Annotated in this window: 17 protein-coding genes; 14 read left to right on the top strand and 3 right to left on the bottom strand. The window is 52.7% G+C overall.

The features are described from left to right. Positions 1 to 64 precede the first annotated feature (64 nt). From MKZ07_RS15455 to MKZ07_RS15445, 3 genes are all read left to right on the top strand, one after another. Positions 65 to 601, top strand: coding sequence for an RNA polymerase sigma factor (locus tag MKZ07_RS15455; protein WP_341026427.1), 537 nt, complete (start codon positions 65 to 67; stop codon positions 599 to 601). Further along, positions 598 to 1,788 carry a hypothetical protein gene (locus MKZ07_RS15450; protein WP_341026426.1) on the top strand — a complete coding sequence of 397 codons (1,191 nt, stop codon included), beginning with the start codon at positions 598 to 600 and terminating at the stop codon, positions 1,786 to 1,788. Before MKZ07_RS15455 ends, MKZ07_RS15450 begins: the two co-directional genes overlap by 4 nt. A gap of 207 nt (positions 1,789 to 1,995) precedes the next feature. Next, positions 1,996 to 3,021, top strand: a complete 1,026-nt coding sequence (locus MKZ07_RS15445) for a LacI family DNA-binding transcriptional regulator (protein ID WP_341026424.1) — start codon at positions 1,996 to 1,998, stop codon at positions 3,019 to 3,021. Positions 3,022 to 3,492: 471 nt separating this feature from the next. On the opposite strand, the gene MKZ07_RS15440 is transcribed toward MKZ07_RS15445, so the two are convergent. After that, positions 3,493 to 4,452, bottom strand: coding sequence for a sugar kinase (locus tag MKZ07_RS15440; RefSeq protein ID WP_341026422.1), 960 nt, complete (start codon positions 4,450 to 4,452; stop codon positions 3,493 to 3,495). A 341-nt stretch (positions 4,453 to 4,793) separates the two neighbouring features. Between MKZ07_RS15440 and MKZ07_RS15435 the strand changes: the two genes are divergently transcribed. From MKZ07_RS15435 to holA, 5 genes are all read left to right on the top strand, one after another. Next, positions 4,794 to 5,435 (top strand): bifunctional 2-keto-4-hydroxyglutarate aldolase/2-keto-3-deoxy-6-phosphogluconate aldolase, encoded by a 642-nt coding sequence (locus MKZ07_RS15435; protein ID WP_036690465.1) that lies wholly within the window; start codon positions 4,794 to 4,796, stop codon positions 5,433 to 5,435. A 169-nt stretch (positions 5,436 to 5,604) separates the two neighbouring features. Next, positions 5,605 to 5,862 (top strand): hypothetical protein, encoded by a 258-nt coding sequence (locus MKZ07_RS15430; RefSeq protein WP_076154193.1) that lies wholly within the window; start codon positions 5,605 to 5,607, stop codon positions 5,860 to 5,862. Between the two features lie 117 nt (positions 5,863 to 5,979). Further along, entirely contained in the window at positions 5,980 to 6,531 is a 552-nt protein-coding gene (locus tag MKZ07_RS15425) for an RNA polymerase sigma factor (protein ID WP_036690462.1), read from the top strand. Then, positions 6,528 to 7,784, top strand: a complete 1,257-nt coding sequence (locus MKZ07_RS15420; protein ID WP_341026421.1) for an anti-sigma factor family protein — start codon at positions 6,528 to 6,530, stop codon at positions 7,782 to 7,784. The genes MKZ07_RS15425 and MKZ07_RS15420 overlap by 4 nt, the downstream gene beginning before the upstream one ends. Positions 7,785 to 8,080: 296 nt before the next feature. Further along, positions 8,081 to 9,100, top strand: a complete 1,020-nt coding sequence (holA, locus tag MKZ07_RS15415) for a DNA polymerase III subunit delta (protein ID WP_341026419.1) — start codon at positions 8,081 to 8,083, stop codon at positions 9,098 to 9,100. A gap of 183 nt (positions 9,101 to 9,283) precedes the next feature. Here the strand turns inward: holA and rpsT are convergent, their stop codons facing one another. Beyond that, entirely contained in the window at positions 9,284 to 9,556 is a 273-nt protein-coding gene (gene rpsT / locus MKZ07_RS15410) for a 30S ribosomal protein S20 (protein WP_036690458.1), read from the bottom strand. Between the two features lie 180 nt (positions 9,557 to 9,736). Between rpsT and gpr the strand changes: the two genes are divergently transcribed. From gpr to MKZ07_RS15380, 6 genes are all read left to right on the top strand, one after another. Beyond that, positions 9,737 to 10,747, top strand: a complete 1,011-nt coding sequence (gene gpr, locus MKZ07_RS15405) for a GPR endopeptidase (protein WP_341026418.1) — start codon at positions 9,737 to 9,739, stop codon at positions 10,745 to 10,747. A 194-nt stretch (positions 10,748 to 10,941) separates the two neighbouring features. After that, positions 10,942 to 12,315, top strand: a complete 1,374-nt coding sequence (locus tag MKZ07_RS15400; RefSeq protein ID WP_341026417.1) for a stage II sporulation protein P — start codon at positions 10,942 to 10,944, stop codon at positions 12,313 to 12,315. 30 nt (positions 12,316 to 12,345) lie between these two features. Further along, positions 12,346 to 12,861 carry a hypothetical protein gene (locus MKZ07_RS15395; protein ID WP_341026416.1) on the top strand — a complete coding sequence of 172 codons (516 nt, stop codon included), beginning with the start codon at positions 12,346 to 12,348 and terminating at the stop codon, positions 12,859 to 12,861. A 225-nt stretch (positions 12,862 to 13,086) separates the two neighbouring features. Then, positions 13,087 to 14,898, top strand: coding sequence for a translation elongation factor 4 (gene lepA / locus MKZ07_RS15390; RefSeq protein WP_036690450.1), 1,812 nt, complete (start codon positions 13,087 to 13,089; stop codon positions 14,896 to 14,898). A 143-nt stretch (positions 14,899 to 15,041) separates the two neighbouring features. Continuing rightward, on the top strand, positions 15,042 to 16,226 hold the full coding sequence (gene hemW, locus MKZ07_RS15385; protein WP_341026414.1) for a radical SAM family heme chaperone HemW: 1,185 nt from the start codon (positions 15,042 to 15,044) through the stop codon (positions 16,224 to 16,226). 74 nt (positions 16,227 to 16,300) lie between these two features. Further along, positions 16,301 to 16,810, top strand: coding sequence for an N-acetyltransferase (locus tag MKZ07_RS15380; protein WP_341026413.1), 510 nt, complete (start codon positions 16,301 to 16,303; stop codon positions 16,808 to 16,810). Between the two features lie 105 nt (positions 16,811 to 16,915). Here MKZ07_RS15380 and MKZ07_RS15375 read toward each other — a convergent pair whose 3' ends face one another. Further along, a complete protein-coding gene (locus tag MKZ07_RS15375) occupies positions 16,916 to 17,632 on the bottom strand; it encodes a hypothetical protein (protein WP_341026411.1) in 717 nt (238 codons plus the stop codon). Positions 17,633 to 17,770 lie beyond the last annotated feature (138 nt).

The following is a 17,770-nucleotide window of genomic DNA, read 5'->3' as shown; positions in this document are numbered from 1 at the left end:
AATATACATAAACAGGGAACCGTTTTTGTCCGCAGGAGTCTTATTAGGGGAGAGGGGAGAGAACATGCAGAGTAAAGAACTAACGTATAGCATGACCTGTGCCTCATCGGTATCGCTGCGCGAGATGATGGAGACTTATGGACCGGATGTATGGAATTATGCTTTTTTCTTAACCCGCAGCCGGGAGCAGGCGAACGATATCAGCCAGGAGGTATTCCTCAAGGCCTACAAGAACATGAGCAAGTACCGGGGACAGTCCACTCTGAAAACCTGGCTGCTCACCATTACCCGCAACACCGCGTTCAGCTTACGGCGCAATAGCTTCTGGCGGAGGTTCACTCCGCTGGGCAACCATCAGGATAAGGGAGGCACTTTGTCCGCAGAGCAAGAGGCTATCGGCAATCAGTACGCGAACCGCATCTGGGAGATCATTATGGAGCTGCCGGACAAATACCGGGAGGTGCTGGTGCTGGACATTCAGCAGGATCTGTCGGTCGCTGAGCTGTCCGCGCTGCTTGGAATTGCGCAGGGGACCGTCAAATCCAGACTCGGACGGGCCAGAATGAAAGTGAGAGCAGCGATGAAGGAGGAAGACCTGTGAAGACAAGACAAGAGCATGAGCAAGTGAAGGTGATGAGCGGGGAGAAGGACTGGTATAAGCAAGCCGGGCGGAACCCGCTTGCAGAACCGGGATTCACGCCACAGCTTATGGCGCAGATTGAAGAGGCTGCCCATGAATCCTCCAATCGTACAAGCCGCCGCCGCTTCAGCCGTATGGCCGCCTTCGGCGGACTGGCGGCCATCCTGCTGCTTGGCGCGCTGGTCTGGCCGTTTAGCCCAGGGGCCGGGCTTGATCCGGCAGGAAGGCTGGCAGCGGTCTTTAAGCCTGGATCGGGAGCGGCTGTGTTTACGCCGTCGGCGTCTCCTTCGACTACGCAGAACGCAGCTTCATCAGCATCGCCGCAAGGACTGGGCCTATACGAGATATCGGCAGAGTTTGAATTAGGCGGTCTTAAGTACTATATGCCTCTTCCACTAGACCGCAATAAGGCTGCTGCGATGGCTGTTGAGACTTCTGCTGGAATTGTCTGGTCGCCTCCGCCGCCGGTGGTTGACTATCTTAAGCCTAAATACACACATAATACAGAGCCGTATACTCTTTATCTGACTCCAAAAGGACATGCAGAGCTATCTAAGGATTCAGCACAGCGGTTGTATGTCTTTCCTTTATACGCTGGAGGCGCACAGTCATATTTGTCACTGGGAGGTTTATTTGGAGCAGGAGATTATCTTTTATTTTCCAGCGGCAGCTTTACTATTGGAGAGAATGCGAAAAGGTCAGGGTCCAAGCTGTATGTGATGGATGTCAGACAGGCAGGAGCGGGTAAGATTCCTGTTCCCCGAGAGCTACTAATCTCAGATGAAGTGTATGAAGTCTATAAATCATTTATGGCTGTTAATCCCGAAAAAGCAGAGTTTTTGGTTGTATATTATACGGATGATGGAAGAGGCGGTTATACACAGCATAATAAGCTGTATGATATTGCAACTGGCAGTGCTCAGGTACTTTCGGCTGAAATCACTACAGAAAATGTAGAGAGACCCTCCAAGCTCCATTATGGAGAGCTTACCCTTGATTCTAAAGATCATGTGACCATTGTCCATTACGAAGTTAACGGAGAGAAGCGGAGTACAGAGGTTGACATGAAGACGGGCGAACAGTGGTTCTACGACTGGTGGTATGAGGAATACGGTGAGAAAATTGATGCCTCCTCAATAGAAAAATGATCATTTGCCTGTTATCTATGTCCCTTGCGGACTGCAAGGCCCTTATTGTAGTGCGAATGCGTCTTAACCGGGTGAGTTATTTCGTATTTTCAATCTAATCATATAGATAATTTACTAAAAAAAAGCTATACTTTTTGATAATCTCTCTAAGTAAACTTGGTTTGTGTTTACTTCTGGAGTTCGATATCGAAGAGTGGAGCGGGATCAATGAAGAAGCTGACTATTGAGGATGTGGCCCAGAAAGCGGGCGTATCGAAAAGCACAGTCTCGCAATTTTTGAATAAACGGTTCAAGTATATGAGTGAGGCGACCAAAAACCGCATTGCCGAGGTCATCGATGAGCTGAACTACCAGCCCAACGGGCTTGCCCGCAGCCTCAAGCAGAACCGCACGCATATGGTTGGTATAATTGTGGCCAATATAGATTATTCGCTGTCCATTCAGTGCATCCGGGCCATTGAGAATGAGCTGCAGCGCCACGGCATCCAGGTGATTATCTGCAACTCTGATGAGAATGCAGACAAGGAGAATACCTATGTGGAGACGCTGGTCGCCCGTCAGGTGGATGGCCTGATTATTTTCCCGGCGGGAGATCAGCCTGCGCCTTACACCCGACTAATTGAAGCGGAATATCCCCTGGTCTTCATGGATCGGCTGGTTGACGGCATTACGACCCAGAGCCTGCTGCTGGATAATGAAATGGCGGTGAAGACCGCCATCCGGGAGCTGACCGGCCACGGCCATGAAGCGATTGCTATCCTATCCCTGCCGCTTGGCGTACATGCGATTACCCCGCGTAAAGAGCGAATGAGCGGTTACAAAAAAGCGATGGAGGAAGCAGGTCTGCCGCTGCAGGGTTCGTATATGCGCAGTGTGTCGCGCGAAGATATCGCTTCCGCACTGGACGAACTGCTGCAGTTGCCCCAGCCGCCGACAGCGCTGCTTGCCGCCAATGATCTGGTGCTGGGCGAGATTCTTAAATATGCGAACCGCAACGCCATCTCCATCCCCGGCCAATTGTCAGTGATCGGCATTGACGATGCGGAATTCGCCCGAATCTATAATCCTGATATTACAACGATCCGCCAGCCCGCCTACGAGATGGGAATGCAGGCAGCGAAGATTATGCTCTCATTGATCAACGATAAGGATAGCGCGATACCTATCACCTACAGATTCCCGCCTTCCTTGCAGCAGGGCGATTCAGTGCAGCCTCCGGCTAAGCTGGAATAGCAACTGCATTTAGTACAATGGAATGCTGTAAAAAAGGCTTCGAAATAGAATCTATTGTATTCGGTACAATTGAATGTTGAACAAAGGCTATTTTTCACCCACAACACAACATTCCACTGTATGAAATACAATCAGCTACTCAAATGTAAGAGCAGAAGTTGGTAACAGGTGCAAGATGGAGGCTTAATTGCAATCCGTACAACTAAATCGCCGCATGTGCCGCCGAATCTCTGTTTAGCTGTATTTCGTGCAATTAAAATGCCTCTGAACCTGGATTTTCGCCCATCCGGGCAAATGTAGTTGTACAGACTACAGTTAAAAGAGAAAAGCCTTCCATTTCCCTGTTTTTAGTTGCACAAACTACACTTATCTCTGATGGTGCGCAAAAAGGTGTCCCAAGCCGACCGGCTTCTGGGACACCTTTTTGCAATTGCAGTTTCTGTTACAGTCATACTCTTACGGGAAGCCTGTTTATTTCTTAACGCCCGTGCTCATGAAGGCTTCCAGCGCGTCGCGGGTCGGCAGTCCGTCCATATCGCCAGGCGACATCACGGCGAGTGCGCCGATCGCATTACCGCGCTTCACGGCTTCTGCTACGCTGAGCTTCTCCAGCATGGCGCTGATCACCCCAACCGCGAAGCCGTCTCCGGCACCGACCGTATCCACAACCTGCTCGACCTTGAAGCCGTCCACATAACCCTCTTCACCAGCGGAGGTCTTGTAGTAAGCGCCCTCAGGACCGAGCTTGATCACTACAAGGGATACGCCGCGCTCCAGATAGTAGCCGGCAATCTCCTCCGGAGTCTCAAGACCGGTGAGGATTTTGCCTTCTCCGTGTCCGGGCAGGAACCAGTCGCAGCGGGTAGCCAGGTCGTTAATAGTATTGACCATAGTTTCAGTGTCCGGCCACAGGGTCGGGCGCAGATTCGGATCGAGCGATACAGTCTTGCCGCGCTGCTTCATGAACTCCATGGCATGCAGCGAGAACTCGTGACACGAAGCCGAGAGTGCGGAAGAGATGCTGGTCACATGCAGATGGCCTGCGGAAGCGAAGTAATCTTCATTAAAGTCGGCGAGGCTCAGCTTGGAGGCGGCGGAATTTTTGCGGAAATATTCCACCTTGGGATCTCCGGTCAGTACCTTGGATTTGATCAGCATACCTGTAGAGAATTCCTTGGTCGTTGTGATGCTCGCGGTATCGATCTTCTCCTTATTCAGCGCCGAGGTGATGAACTGGCCGAAGTTGTCTTCGCCCAGCTTGGTCACATAACCGGTCAGATGCTCCAGGCGTGATAATCCGGTGGCTACATTGCTCTCCGCACCTGCCAGCGCCTTGGAGAAGGAAGTGACCTCATGCAGGGGGCCGGCTTCATTGGCGTAGAACATGGCCATCGGCTCCCCGAAGGTGACTGCATCCAGCTGTTTATTCATGAATAGTTCCTCCTAAAATGAACTCGTTATTATGATTCGGGATAGAATATAAGTTGAAATTATCACATAAAACGGTTTTGTACAATATAGCAATGCTCAATATGCGGTCTTATTTTGTACAGAAAGCAGGCGGGTAGATTCGTTTATCCTTGATACATAAGCGTTTTAGTCGATTTTCGAAGGATTGTTACCGCTTCCTAAATAAATATATATTGACTGTTGGCGGCAATGTTATTACTATTTTCTTAGAAGGATAAAGCCTGATGTTAGTAAAATAGATAAATTAGTTTATCTAAATAAATATTCTTAAGTGGAATATAACCAGAGAGGAAGTAACAACCATGAAGAAAATCAAAGTATTGCAGAATATCACCTCTGTTGGCGTAGTAGCTGTTATCCGTGCGGATAATGCCGATGATGCTTATGCCATGTCGGTGGCTTGTATCGAGGGCGGACTGAATAATATTGAAGTTACCTTCACGACTCCGGGAGCCGAAGTAGCAATCAAGCGCTTGGTGGAAGAATACGGGGGCCGCGCCGTGATTGGTGCCGGTACCGTGCTTGACCCGCTGACGGCAAGAATTGCTATTCTGGCGGGTTCGGAATTTGTGGTCAGTCCTTCTTTTGAAGAGGATACCGCCAAGATGTGTAATCTGTACGGCATTCCTTATATGCCAGGCTGCATGACGCTGAATGAGATGAAGGAGGCCCTGAAGCTGGGCGTGGATGTGCTGAAGCTGTTCCCTGGCAGTGCGTTCGGACCGGACTATGTCAAGGCGGTTAAGGGGCCGATGCCGCATGTGAACATTATGCCTACCGGCGGCGTGGATCTGAACAATATGGAAAAATGGATCAAGAACGGCTGCATCGCTGTCGGCATCGGCGGCAACCTGACCGCACCGGCCAAGGAAGGCCGCTATGACCAGATCACAGAGCTGGCTGCACAGTATGTAGCGAAGTTCAAGGAGATTCAGGGTCAGTAAAATATATGTACACAGGAATGTCTTGCCTCTATGGGGCAGGGCATTTTTTTGTTGACCGTTAGATGAGCCTAAATGATGGAATTGCTGCCGTTCGGGGCAATACTTATAATAGAAGCAGAGTGCCCTAAGCGCCTGCGGATATTGAGAAGTATACCTGAAAGGTGATGCCATGACTGGCGACGATCTTCGCAGCAAGCTGTACCCGACACTGGTAGTGGAAGAAGCCGATTATGTGGAGATTAGGACTGCAGTCCACGGCTGCAGGGTGACAGCGGGAGCTATTTATAAGCTGTATCGTAACTATAATCATCCGCAACTTTTTGAGCAGGGAGAAGTATATGTGCTTGATGATGCTTCCAGGGAGAATTATGCGGTGCTCCTGGTGTGCGCAACTACATTATATACATTAAAAAGAGTATTTGAATGATTGCTGCATCCCTTGTATGCTTAGTAGGGATTGTGGACTATAAAATAATCATTACAGGCTTGCAACAAATTCGCAGTCTTGCGCGTCAGTAAGATTGCATAGAGAGGGGGAACCTTCGTGGTGGAGCAGGGACTCATCAGAGCCGCTCAAGCGGGCGATCGCGACGCTCTAATCACCCTATTGCGAGAAATTGAAGGGCATGTATATAAGACGGCCTTCTACATTCTGCATAATGAACAGGATGCTCTGGATGCCTCCCAGGAAGCGTTGATCCGGGTGTACACCAAGATCGGCTCCTATGAGGAGAAGGCGCAGTTCAAAACATGGGTTCAGCGAATAGTAACCAACATATGTATAGACAAATTCCGGAGAACGAAGCCTACCGTTTCTATCGATGAACACGAAATGGTGTTCCAGGATAAAAAACATAACGTAGAGCGCGAAGTGATGTCGGGTTATCTGGCGGAGGATATCCGTGAGGCCATCGACCAGCTTCCGGAGCATCACCGGACGGTAATCGTGCTCCGCTATTTACAGGATTTTTCTTACAACGAGATTGCAGACTGTCTGGATCTGCCTCTGAACACGGTGAAATCGTACCTGTTCCGGGCGCGGCAGCAGCTGCAGAATAGACTTCAGGAGTATCAGAAAGGTGGTGTGTCAGGATGAAGTGCGCGGAGGTGATGGAATGGATGCACCGCTATTTAGATCATGATCTCAGTCAGGAAGAAATGCTTGAAATGTTCCGTCATATCGACGATTGTCCTTCCTGCGCGGAAGTCTTGGACCGGCTGACGCTGCTCTCCCAGCAGCTGGAGCAGCTTCCCGATGTGAAGCCCCCCTTCAGTCTGGTTGACTCTATCCTGCCTCAGCTTGAACAACTGGACCGTGGTATCACGGAAGAGCCTGCTGTAATGGAGCCGGAAGATCCGAAGGTGATTCCTTTCTCCCGTTCGAATAACCGGGGCAAGAAGTCCAAAGGCCCTTCACTGGCTGCGCGGACAGGCATTGGTGCTGCGGCGGCAGCTGTGATTCTGCTTATCGCCGTATTCAATATGCCGAAGAGCCTGCCAGGTGCAGATATGGATATGTCATCCAAGTTAATGAGCAATGGGGCGGCGAACTCCAGCATGAGTACGGAGAGTAGTGCGGACACGCTGCAAGCGGATGGACAGAATAATAGCGGCGGCAGCAGTGAGCATCGAAAGACGGACCAGAACGCGCCGGGTGAAAATGCGGACGTTAATTTGAAATCTGCACCGCCTGCTTCCAGTGAGGGTGCTGATCAGCCGTCCGCAGCTGGCGGCGGTACGGCTTCAGACAAGGTGCCTGCGGTAAGCGAAGCTCCGCTCAGCAACCGCGTCGCTACTGCACCGCCGGCGGACCGCCCCAAGAGCACCAAGAAAGCGGATAGCCGGTCGGCGGAACCCCAAGGCACGCAGTCGGGTGCGCCAACACAAGAGAATATAGCGGACGATAAAGCGGCTGCGGGGGATGCACGGATAGCGCCTACTCCAGACGCTAACGAGGCAGGAGCCATGACGCTGATGGTTGCAGAGTCCTCGTGGACTTCACCGGACGGGCAGCATACGGCTGAGCTGACAGGCCAAGAGGTTGTGATTTACAGCTCGCCCGCAGAGGGTGCGGGAGAACGGACTGCGTTGACCTCTCTTCCTATAGAAGGTAACTGGGTCTCCGGTGTGTGGTCGGAAGACGGCAGCCAGTTCACCTATGTGCTACAGCTTGAGGACGGTACGCAGACGACGAAGGTATACACGATTCCGGCAGAGGGCGCAACACCTGCTCCATCCGCTTCTCCGGCTCCTGCCAACTCTTCGGCGCCAACCCCTTCTCCTGCGGCTTCTGCTTCAGCAGTCCCCAGCCCGGCTATCACCCCGGACGCGGCAACGTCCGATAAATAACCGGAACCTTCTTCTAGCCTGCGGAATATGCTAAGGCAAGAGGACATGAATTACAGGCTTTGCGAGTATCATCGGTATGACCGGCGGCCGGGAGAGTTTCTAGAACTGCTCCCTCCGTCGTTTATATAGATGCGCCGCTGAAACGGAGTAACTTTGGCCCTGGCTGCCGAGGTTGCTCCGTTTTTGCTTGCGTTCCCGGGGCAGAATACAGTGATAAACATGCCTATGTTTTGAGCCGTTTTTTTGATAAAATGTACGAATGTATCACTCAAGAAAATAAAAAAGGAAGTGGCAGGATGGATGCCAAAACGGCGGCCAAAGACATCAAGCAAGGAAAGGTCTCCCCGCTGTACCTGCTGTACGGCAGTGAGAAGTTCCGGATGAATGAATTCGCGGCCATGCTGGAGGAACACCTGATAGCCAAAGAAGACCGCGATTTCGCGGTGATCCCGTTCGATCTGTCCGAAACTCCGGTTCAGGCGGTCATTGAAGAGGCGGAGACGGTTCCGTTCATGGTAGAACGCAAGCTCCTGCTGGTGCGGGATGCGGCTCTGTTCACGGCAGGCAAGGAGAAGGCGAAGCTGGAACATAACGTGGAGATGCTAAGTGAATATATGCAGCACCCTGCCGAATTCAGCGTGATTGTATTTATGGTGAACGGCGATAAGCTGGATGAACGTAAAAAAATCGTCAAAAGCATCAAAGCCTCCGGCACCGTACTGGCCTTCAATCCCTTGGGTGCGGAGGAGCTGCTGCGCTGGGTGGAGAAGGGCTTCCGCGAACGCGGCTGCTCTCTTGCGCCGGGGACGGCAGAGGCTCTGATTGCAAGCAGCGGAACCGGACTCCAGGGTCTGACGGCGGAGATGGACAAGCTGTGCCTTTTCGCCGGTACAGGCGGGCGGGTGGATGCGGCAGCGGTGGAGAGTCTGGTCCACCGGGGGACCGAGCAGAATATCTTCACGCTGGTGGAGGATATTGCGAATCTGCGCCTGGACAAGGCGCTGAATACGCTCTATGAGCTGCTTAAGCAGCGGGAGGAGCCGATCAAGATCGCTTCGCTGATTGCCCGGCAGTTCAGAATCATCCTGCAGGTCAAGGATTTGTCAGCCCTGAGCTATTCGCAGGGACAGATTGCCTCCCAGCTCGGACTGCATCCGTATGCAGTGAAGCTGGCCGGAGAGCAGGCTCATAAGTTCGGAAGCCAGCGGCTGCGGCAGATCCTGAGTATTCTGGCGGATCTGGACTATCAGATGAAGACGGGAGCTGTCGATAAGGTGCTGGGGCTGGAGATGTTCATGCTGCGCCTCGGAGCCTGAATAGAGCGGCATCTCATGGAACGAATCAAAGAGCCTGTCCATCCGTGTGATACACACGGATGGACAGGCTCTTTGATTGTACAGCGGAATTCAATGAATGAAGCTAACAAGCATAAAAAAACCTAACCGTATGCAGCATAGCGGTCAGGTTCTTCAATGCTCGTTATGATTGTCGCCCTTGGCTTAGGCTTGAGCCTTGAGAGCGTTCAATTTCTTAGCCAAGCGGGATTTTTTGCGGGCAGCCGCATTTTTATGAACCAGGCCTTTAGTTACAGCCTTGTCCAGCTTTTTGGAAGCCGCTTGGAAAGCAGCCTGAGCTACTTCAACTTCCGTACCAGTCACTGCTACATCAGCAGTTTTCACAGCTGTACGAAGCGCGGACTTCTGGGAAGCGTTCAGTGCACGGCGTTTCTCGATCGTCTTGACGCGTTTTACCGCGGATTTGATATTTGGCATTGCATTCACCTCCTGAAAGACATTCGAAATCAACAAATGATTCACAACTTAAAATAGTTTAGCATGAAGGGTGGTAAAAAGCAAGATAAAAAGCTTTAGAATTCCCTTAGTGCGGTTTGTATAAACGGCGGCTTTCTCTCGCACACTATCAGCAATATGCAAAAGGAGGCTGAACTAAGAATGGAACTGGATCTTCAGCTGTATTCGGTACGTACGGACTTGGCGGTGGAAGCGAAGGAAATGGCAGAGCAGCACGCCAATATGCCTATCCCGGGTGTCAATGAGGAAGTAGAAGAAGCGGACGGCATCAAGGTCACGAGACTTGCTGTAGCAGACCTTGCCGGCTCTCAGGCGATTGGACGGGCTATCGGTAATTACGTGACCCTGGAGGTGCCTGGGCTGCGCGGCGGGGACACTGGGCTGCAGCAGAAGGTCTCTACAGTGTTTGCCCGGGAATTCGAGCACTTCCTGGATAAAATCGGCATTGACCGCGATTCCAAGGTCCTTATCGTGGGACTGGGCAACTGGAATGTGACGCCCGACTCGCTCGGCCCGCTAGTCGTTGAGAATGCGCTGATTACCCGCCAGTTCTATGAGCTGGTGCCCGACCAGATCTCGCCCGGTTACCGGAATGTCAGTGCTATTGCTCCCGGAGTGCTCGGCCTGACGGGGATTGAATCCAGCGAAGTTGTGCAGGGGATTGTGGACCGCACCAGCCCGGATGTCATTATAGCTATTGATGCGCTGGCCTCCCGTTCACTGGAGAGAATCAATACCACCATCCAGATTGCTGACATCGGCATTCATCCCGGCTCAGGGATCGGGAACAAACGCAGAGGGCTGACCAAGGAGGTGCTCGGTGTACCTTGCATCGCCATCGGCGTCCCTACAGTCTGCTATGCCTCCACTATCGTCAATAATGTGCTGGAGATGATGCGGACCCATTTCGGGCAAATGGCTGACGGGGGCGCTCATACCAAGGAGATTATGGGTCTCCTTGACGATATCTCTGAGCAGGAGCGTCTAGCCCTGGTGAAGGAAGTGCTTGAGCCGCTGGGCCATGACCTGATTGTGACCCCCAAAGAGATCGATGAATTCATTGAAGAGATCGCGAACATTGTGGCAAGCGGACTGAATGCCGCCCTGCATGAAGCGGTAGATCCGGGCAATGTCGGAGCTTACACTCACTGATCTGTCACTTATCACCTGGCCCGCACCGTCTGCTATAACGCAGAACGGGTTGCGGGCTTTTTGTACATTCCGCCGCTTCACCTCTCTATCTATGCTCCCTGCTATCTCTCATTCTGTGGTTCTAGCATAACCCTTCCGCTCATAGATTTGGAGTATGAGAGATTACAGAGGGCTTAGAGGAGGACATAACAATCATGAACAGAAAATGGTTTCAGCTATGGAATATAGGGCGGCTGCGCGGACGGCTGATGGATATTCTGTCGCTGGGAAGGACGATGCTGCTGCTGGCCGGAGGTTCGCTTGTGTTATTCATGCTGCTTGGAGCCGGCGGATTGGCCGGGCAGAAGCTGAATTCTTCGCCCATTCCTTCTATGAAAGGTCTGGCGGCTTCGCTCTCCAGCGGATTCTTCATGGAGCTGCTGGGCATGGAGGTTCCCCATCTGCCGAAGGGCGAGGAGCCTTCAGCCTTCTCCGGGGACAAGGTGACCTCGTTCGTATTCCGGCTGCTTACCAGTGTTGATCCAGGTGATCCCAAGAGTCTGGTCTCGCGTGAGATGCCAGGACTTGCTGCCGATGATCCCTTCCTGCTGCGGCAAGGCTCAGGAGGAAGTACAGGAGCGCCGGCGGACTATCATCCGGGGGGCGATGAACTGGCCACTGGGGAAAACCCCGATGCAGGGGGCGATCCTGGAGCCCTCCCAGATTCAGGGAACGGTACAGAGACTGGTAATGGCCATGACAATCCGGGGGAAGGCGTGGTACAGCCCGAGGCTTCGCCTATTCCGGACCCGTCCGGTACAGAACCTGACGAGGGTTACTCCGGAAGCGGAGATGCCGAGAACGGCACGGGAGATACTTCGGTCAAGCGTATTCTCGTCTATCATTCCCATCCGCGGGAGGCATATAATCCGCTGATGGGCGCACAGAGCGACAACCCCAGCTCGGCCGTTCCTTCCAAGAATGTCATGCTGGTAGGCTCCTATATTGCCAAGAGACTGGAAGAACGCGGGATCGGAACGGTCCATGCCCAGGAGGACTATGCTACAGAGGTGCCGGGCTACAACTGGAACTTCTCTTATAAATATTCACGTATGACTGTGAAATCGGCCATGGCCTCCAATCAGAAGATGAGTGAGCTGATTGATATCCACCGCGATTCACAGCGGCACGGCAAAACAACGGCTGTGATTAACGGGAAAAATTATGCCCAGGTATATTTTATTTTGGGGCATGCGAATAAAAACTGGAAGCAAAACGAGGCCTTCGCCAATAAAATCCATCAGCTGCTGGAGAAAAATTATCCTGGAATTTCACGCGGGATATGGGGGAAATCGTCCGGAAACGGGAATAATGGGGAATATAACCAGACGTTGTCCCCGAACAGTGTGCTGATTGAGGTAGGCGGAATTGACAATAGCGCCGAGGAGCTGAAGCGGACGGCAGAACTTCTGGCAGATGCGATTGCTGATGTGTATTGGAGCAGCCGGGATGCCGAGAAGGCGGCTGCTCCAGATCAGGGCAGTACGCAGTCTGGAGGTACCGGGGCAGAGACATCAACAGGTTCCTGAACGGATTATAGCTGAAAAGGAGCGGGGATTATGACACGGTTCGGTAAAAAGCTGGTAATGTTCGGAATATGGGCAGGCGTGGGGCTGCTGGTCGGCCTGCAGTTCGGCGGCGGCGGTTCGGGAGTCTCCGGTATACTGCCGGACTGGAGTAAGCCAGCCGGGAGCAGCGCAGCTGGCAGTCAGCTTCCGGCTGGACAGAATGGTAGGGCCGGGACAGCGTACGTTCCGGCTGCCAGTACGGCCCCGGGCGGCCAGGCTTATGTATACGTACCCGTGACTATTGATCCGGTAACGGGCGCTTACACCATGCTGCCCATGCAGCAGCAGGTTGCAGGTACACAGGCGCAGACGTCTGGCGGTACAGGCAGCCTTCCGCAGCAGGAGGTGAAGGACTACTCTGCGCTCAGTCCCGAGCAGATTCTGATCCCGGAGGAGCAGAAGCCCACGGTGGATGTGCTGGCCGATAAGACTGCTGGCCTGCTTCAGCAGGCTTCGCAGAAGGGCATCCGCTGGGTGGTCTCCCTCTTCGACTCCTCGGAGGAGTGAGTAGGAATAGCCCGGAATTTCCCGGGCTGTAATGAGGTTTAAGGCACAAACGGCTGCGGATGATGGAAGTCCGCAGCCGTTTGTGTGTTTTTTTGCAGGATTCCGCCTGCGATTGTAGAGGGTCCAGGCGTTTTCTTTCTTTTCCGGCGGCTGGCGGGATTGATGGGCGAAGCCCGTACTGTTATAATAAGTGGATTAACATTAGGCTGTCTGTGGGGGTAAGGAATGACTGACGTTCAGAAACGACAACAACAAATTCGCAATTTCTCGATTATTGCACATATAGACCATGGCAAATCGACACTGGCTGACCGCATTCTGGAGTATACGGGTGCGCTCACTTCGCGTGAAATGCAGGAGCAGGTTCTGGATCAGATGGATCTGGAGCGCGAGCGCGGCATCACCATCAAGCTGCAGGCCGTACGTCTGACGTACCGTGCCGATGACGGACAGGAGTATTATCTGAATCTGATTGACACACCGGGGCATGTCGATTTCACCTATGAGGTATCCCGCAGTCTGGCGGCCTGCGAAGGCGCACTGCTGGTGGTGGATGCGGCGCAGGGGATCGAGGCCCAGACGCTGGCTAACGTGTATCTGGCGCTTGATAACAATTTGGAGATTCTTCCGGTGCTCAACAAAATCGATCTTCCTAATGCTGACGCTGAACGCGTGAAGCAGGAGATTGAAGATGTCATCGGGCTGGATGCCAGTGAAGCCGTGCTGGCTTCCGCCAAGGCAGGCATCGGCATCAAGGAGATTCTGGAGCAGGTAGTGAAGCAGGTTCCGGCGCCGACAGGCAGCTCGGAAGAACCGCTCAAGGCGCTGATCTTCGACTCCCATTATGACCCGTACAAGGGCGTTATCGTCTATGTCCGTGTAATGGACGGCAGTATCCGTGCCGGTTCCAAGATTAAAATGATGGCCACCGACAAAACCTTTGAGGTTATCGAGGTTGGAGCCTTCATGCCGCGCATGACCATTGTGCCGGAGCTGAACATTGGCGATGTTGGCTTCATTGTGGCCGGGATCAAGCATGTAGGCGACACCCGTGTCGGGGATACGGTGACGGATGCCAAGAATCCGACGCCTGAACCGCTGCCGGGCTACCGCCGGATTAATCCGATGGTCTATTGCGGTCTCTATCCGATTGAGACTTCCGATTATAATGATCTCCGTGAAGCGCTGGAGAAACTGCAGCTGAACGATGCTTCCCTGAGCTTCGAGCCAGAGAGCTCCAGCGCCCTGGGCTTTGGCTTCCGCTGCGGCTTCCTGGGACTGCTGCATATGGAGATTATTCAGGAGCGGATCGAACGCGAGTTCAATCTGCCGCTGATTACTACCGCGCCGAGCGTTATTTACCGTATTAAGCTGACTAACGGGGAGACCATCCAGATCGACAATCCGTCGCACTATCCGGAGATCGGGACGATTGACTTCATCGAAGAGCCGTATGTCAAAGCGGGAATTATTGTGCCTAACGACTTCGTGGGTACCGTGATGGAGCTGTGCCAGAACAAACGCGGTGAATTCGTCAACATGGAGTATCTGGACAGCAACCGTGTAACCATTACGTACGAGATTCCGTTATCCGAGATCGTCTACGACTTCTTCGACCAACTGAAATCCGGCACGAAGGGTTATGCATCCTACGATTACGAGATCTCCGGTTACCGCCAGTCCAATCTCGTGAAGATGGATATCCTGCTGAACAATGAGCAGGTCGATGCACTGTCCTTCATCGTTCACCGCGACCGCGCCTACAACCGCGGCCGGGTCATCTGTGAGAAGCTGCGCGGCATTATCCCGCGCCAGATGTTCGAGGTGCCAATTCAGGCATCCGTCGGCACGAAGGTGGTTGCGCGTGAGACCGTTAAGGCCATGCGTAAGAACGTATTAGCCAAATGCTACGGCGGCGATATCTCGCGTAAGCGGAAGCTGCTGGAGAAGCAGAAGGAAGGCAAGAAGCGCATGAAGCAGGTCGGCAGCGTCGAGGTGCCGCAGGAAGCGTTCATGGCCGTGCTTCAGATTGAGTAGCAGCATATAAGCTCTTCCGGAGCTTTCGGTTTATCGCAGAAACGGGTGCCGTCCTACGCAGGGCGGTGCAGCCGTTTCTTCTTGCTTTTCAGCAGCAGGTGCTGTGGCAGGCCTGTATATTAATAGAACAAAGGAGACAGCTAATGAACACAGCTAAGAACACTGCACACCATGGCCGTCCCCCTGAGGCCGTATATATTCACATCCCGTTCTGCACCAATAAATGCTTCTATTGTGATTTCAATTCTTATGTGCTGAAGGACCAGCCGGTGATGGACTACCTCCATGCGCTTGACCGTGAGATGGAACTGACCGTGCAACACACGCCTCCGGGTGTGATCAAGACGATTTTTGTCGGCGGGGGTACGCCTACTGTACTCAAGCCTGATGAGATGGCTTATTTCCTGGAATCGGTCCGCAGGCATTTCCCGCAGTGGGATGAGCACATTGAATTCTCAATGGAGGCTAACCCCGGCACAACCGATATCGACAAGCTCAGAGTCATGAAGGAAGGCGGCGTCAACCGTGTCAGCTTCGGGGTGCAGGCGTTTCAGAATGAACTGCTGAGCGGAATCGGCCGGATTCATGATGTGAACGACGTATACCGCAGTCTGGAGAATGCCCGTGCGGTCGGGCTGGATAACCTGTCGCTGGATCTGATGTTCGGCCTGCCGAACCAGACGGTGGATATGCTCAGAGAGAGCATTGACAAGGCGCTGGCGCTGGATCTTCCCCATTATTCCATCTACAGCCTGAAGGTGGAGGAGAATACGCTGTTCCACACCCTGTTCAACAAGAACAAGCTTCCGCTGCCGAATGAAGAGGATGAGCTGGCGATGTATTTGCTGCTTATGTCTACTATGGAGGCCGCAGGGTATACGCAGTATGAGATTAGTAATTTTGCCAAGCCGGGGCTGGAGAGCCGCCACAATATCACGTACTGGCGCAACGAGGATTATTACGGACTGGGCGCAGGGGCGCATGGATATGTGGGCCGGCAGCGGCACATGAATATCAAGGGCGTGAACCCGTATAACGAGGCTTCGCGCAGCGGGCTGCCGCGTCTGGACAGCTTTGAGATCTCCGAGCAGGAGGCGATGGAGGATTTCATGATGGTCGGCCTGCGGATGCGCGAAGGAGTATCGGATAAGGCGTTCCGTTCGCAATTCGGAAAGCCGCTGGAGGCTGTTTTTGCAAGGCCGCTGCATAAAATGTTGAAGGCCGGGCTGCTGGAGCAGTCCGGGGACAACTATTGCCTGAGCAAGCAGGGAATCCTGTTTGGCAACGATGTTTTCGGGGAATTTGTCGGTGCTTTGACAGAGGTTTAATTTTGAAATACCCCTTGAATTGTAATTCACTGTGTTGTATATTTATTCATATTAACAACAAGGGGTGAGTCAAGGTGCTTGTCAAAACGGATCATTTCCAAAAGGCTTCTCCAGCGGGAGAGCAGCAAGTGATATGCAGAAATGCTACGGTGGAGGATGTAGAGCCGCTGTATCTGATGATAGAGGAGTATGCCAGGCAGGGGATTATGCTGCCCCGTTCAAGGCAAGCACTGACCCGCCAGATCGACCAGTTCGTAATTGCCGAGATTGGCGGCAAGTTTGTCGGCTGCGGTTCCTTGTTCCGGCTCGGTAGTGACCTTGTTGAGGTACGTTCCATCGGGCTGCGTGATGAAGGCAAGGGCAAGGGCGTGGGCTCGATGATCCTGGAGAAGCTGGTTGAAGAAGCCAGACGCCAGCGAATCCCGAAGATTATGGCGCTGACCTATGCTGTGGACTTCTTCCTCCGTAATGGCTTTGATGTGGTGCAGAAGGAGATTTTCCCCGAGAAGGTCTGGACCGATTGTGTGAACTGCAAGAAGCAGCATGCCTGCGATGAGATCGCCGTGCTGAAGAGACTGGACTAATCCGGCGGGCCATAGCCCCACGGTAAACTATATAATAAGAAACCACTGTTCTCCCGGGAAGCTGATGCTTCAGGGTGACAGTGGTTTTTTAATACAGCTTCCGTATTATTGTGCATAGATAAGCTTGCGCTGCTGCTCTACAAGTTCCGCAAGCTTCGGCGTGGCATACGCAGAAGGGTGAAACGAAGGGAACATCGTATTATAAGTAACTCTAACGCTGGACCCGTCCGTCATCTCAATCTCCATCCAGTATTTGTCCCCCACCCAGCTCTTGGTCTGCTTGGACAGCTCCTCGAACGGGAGGTATGTTAGCTTGGGGAATTCACGGATGAATACGGCGTTGGCCTCCGGGGTGAAGTCCATCAGGTCAGAACCGTCATTGCCGCTCACAAAACGGACAGTTTGTATTTTGCCCTCGATATCCAGCAGATCGTTAAGGGTTCTGGCTGCCGGATTGCTGGACGCCAGATATAGCCGGTCCCCCGCCCAGAGTCGCGCCGATGTCTTATAGCCCTCTACCTCGTAGAGCAGTGTGCCTGTCTTAAGATTTGTCGCATCTCCATCCTGCAGCTCAGCGCGCGGACACTTCTGTTCGGATTTGCTGTAGGTGATTTTGCCGATCTCCTTGCCTTTGTCCAGTGGGGCGGGGTTAGGATTGGTATTATCGTAGTACATGACTCCGTCCCATTGCAGGAGGGATACATAATTCGCATCCACATCGATGCACTCGACCGGTAAGATTTTACCGGTACAGCCCGTAAGTGCCAGTGCAGTTAAGAGGCCTGCGATTATAGCCCATAATGTAGTTTTCTTTAAACGCATTTTTATCACTCCCTGAGTATTGGACGGCATCGTCAGGGAAATGGTTGCGGTGAAATATCCAAAATCTTGCTTTGTCTAAAATAGGCGCAATCAAGTTGCTGAACTCACTTGACAATGCCGAGGTCAGTTTGGTATTTT

This window comes from Paenibacillus sp. FSL P4-0338 (assembly GCF_038002365.1).
Classification (GTDB): Bacteria; Bacillota; Bacilli; order Paenibacillales; family Paenibacillaceae; genus Paenibacillus_AQ.
This window is presented reverse-complemented; position numbering and strand designations above follow the sequence as displayed.

Bases quoted from the DNA above. Each gene is read 5' to 3' on its own strand.
- MKZ07_RS15455 (WP_341026427.1), top strand. From the start codon at position 65: ATGCAGAGTAAAGAACTAACGTATAGCATGACCTGTGCCTCATCGGTA.
- MKZ07_RS15445 (WP_341026424.1), top strand. From the start codon at position 1,996: ATGAAGAAGCTGACTATTGAGGATGTGGCCCAGAAAGCGGGCGTATCG.
- MKZ07_RS15440 (WP_341026422.1), bottom strand. From the start codon at position 4,452: ATGAATAAACAGCTGGATGCAGTCACCTTCGGGGAGCCGATGGCCATG.
- MKZ07_RS15435 (WP_036690465.1), top strand. From the start codon at position 4,794: ATGAAGAAAATCAAAGTATTGCAGAATATCACCTCTGTTGGCGTAGTA.
- MKZ07_RS15430 (WP_076154193.1), top strand. From the start codon at position 5,605: ATGACTGGCGACGATCTTCGCAGCAAGCTGTACCCGACACTGGTAGTG.
- MKZ07_RS15420 (WP_341026421.1), top strand. From the start codon at position 6,528: ATGAAGTGCGCGGAGGTGATGGAATGGATGCACCGCTATTTAGATCAT.
- holA (WP_341026419.1), top strand. From the start codon at position 8,081: ATGGATGCCAAAACGGCGGCCAAAGACATCAAGCAAGGAAAGGTCTCC.
- rpsT (WP_036690458.1), bottom strand. From the start codon at position 9,556: ATGCCAAATATCAAATCCGCGGTAAAACGCGTCAAGACGATCGAGAAA.
- gpr (WP_341026418.1), top strand. From the start codon at position 9,737: ATGGAACTGGATCTTCAGCTGTATTCGGTACGTACGGACTTGGCGGTG.
- MKZ07_RS15400 (WP_341026417.1), top strand. From the start codon at position 10,942: ATGAACAGAAAATGGTTTCAGCTATGGAATATAGGGCGGCTGCGCGGA.
- MKZ07_RS15395 (WP_341026416.1), top strand. From the start codon at position 12,346: ATGACACGGTTCGGTAAAAAGCTGGTAATGTTCGGAATATGGGCAGGC.
- lepA (WP_036690450.1), top strand. From the start codon at position 13,087: ATGACTGACGTTCAGAAACGACAACAACAAATTCGCAATTTCTCGATT.
- hemW (WP_341026414.1), top strand. From the start codon at position 15,042: ATGAACACAGCTAAGAACACTGCACACCATGGCCGTCCCCCTGAGGCC.
- MKZ07_RS15375 (WP_341026411.1), bottom strand. From the start codon at position 17,632: ATGCGTTTAAAGAAAACTACATTATGGGCTATAATCGCAGGCCTCTTA.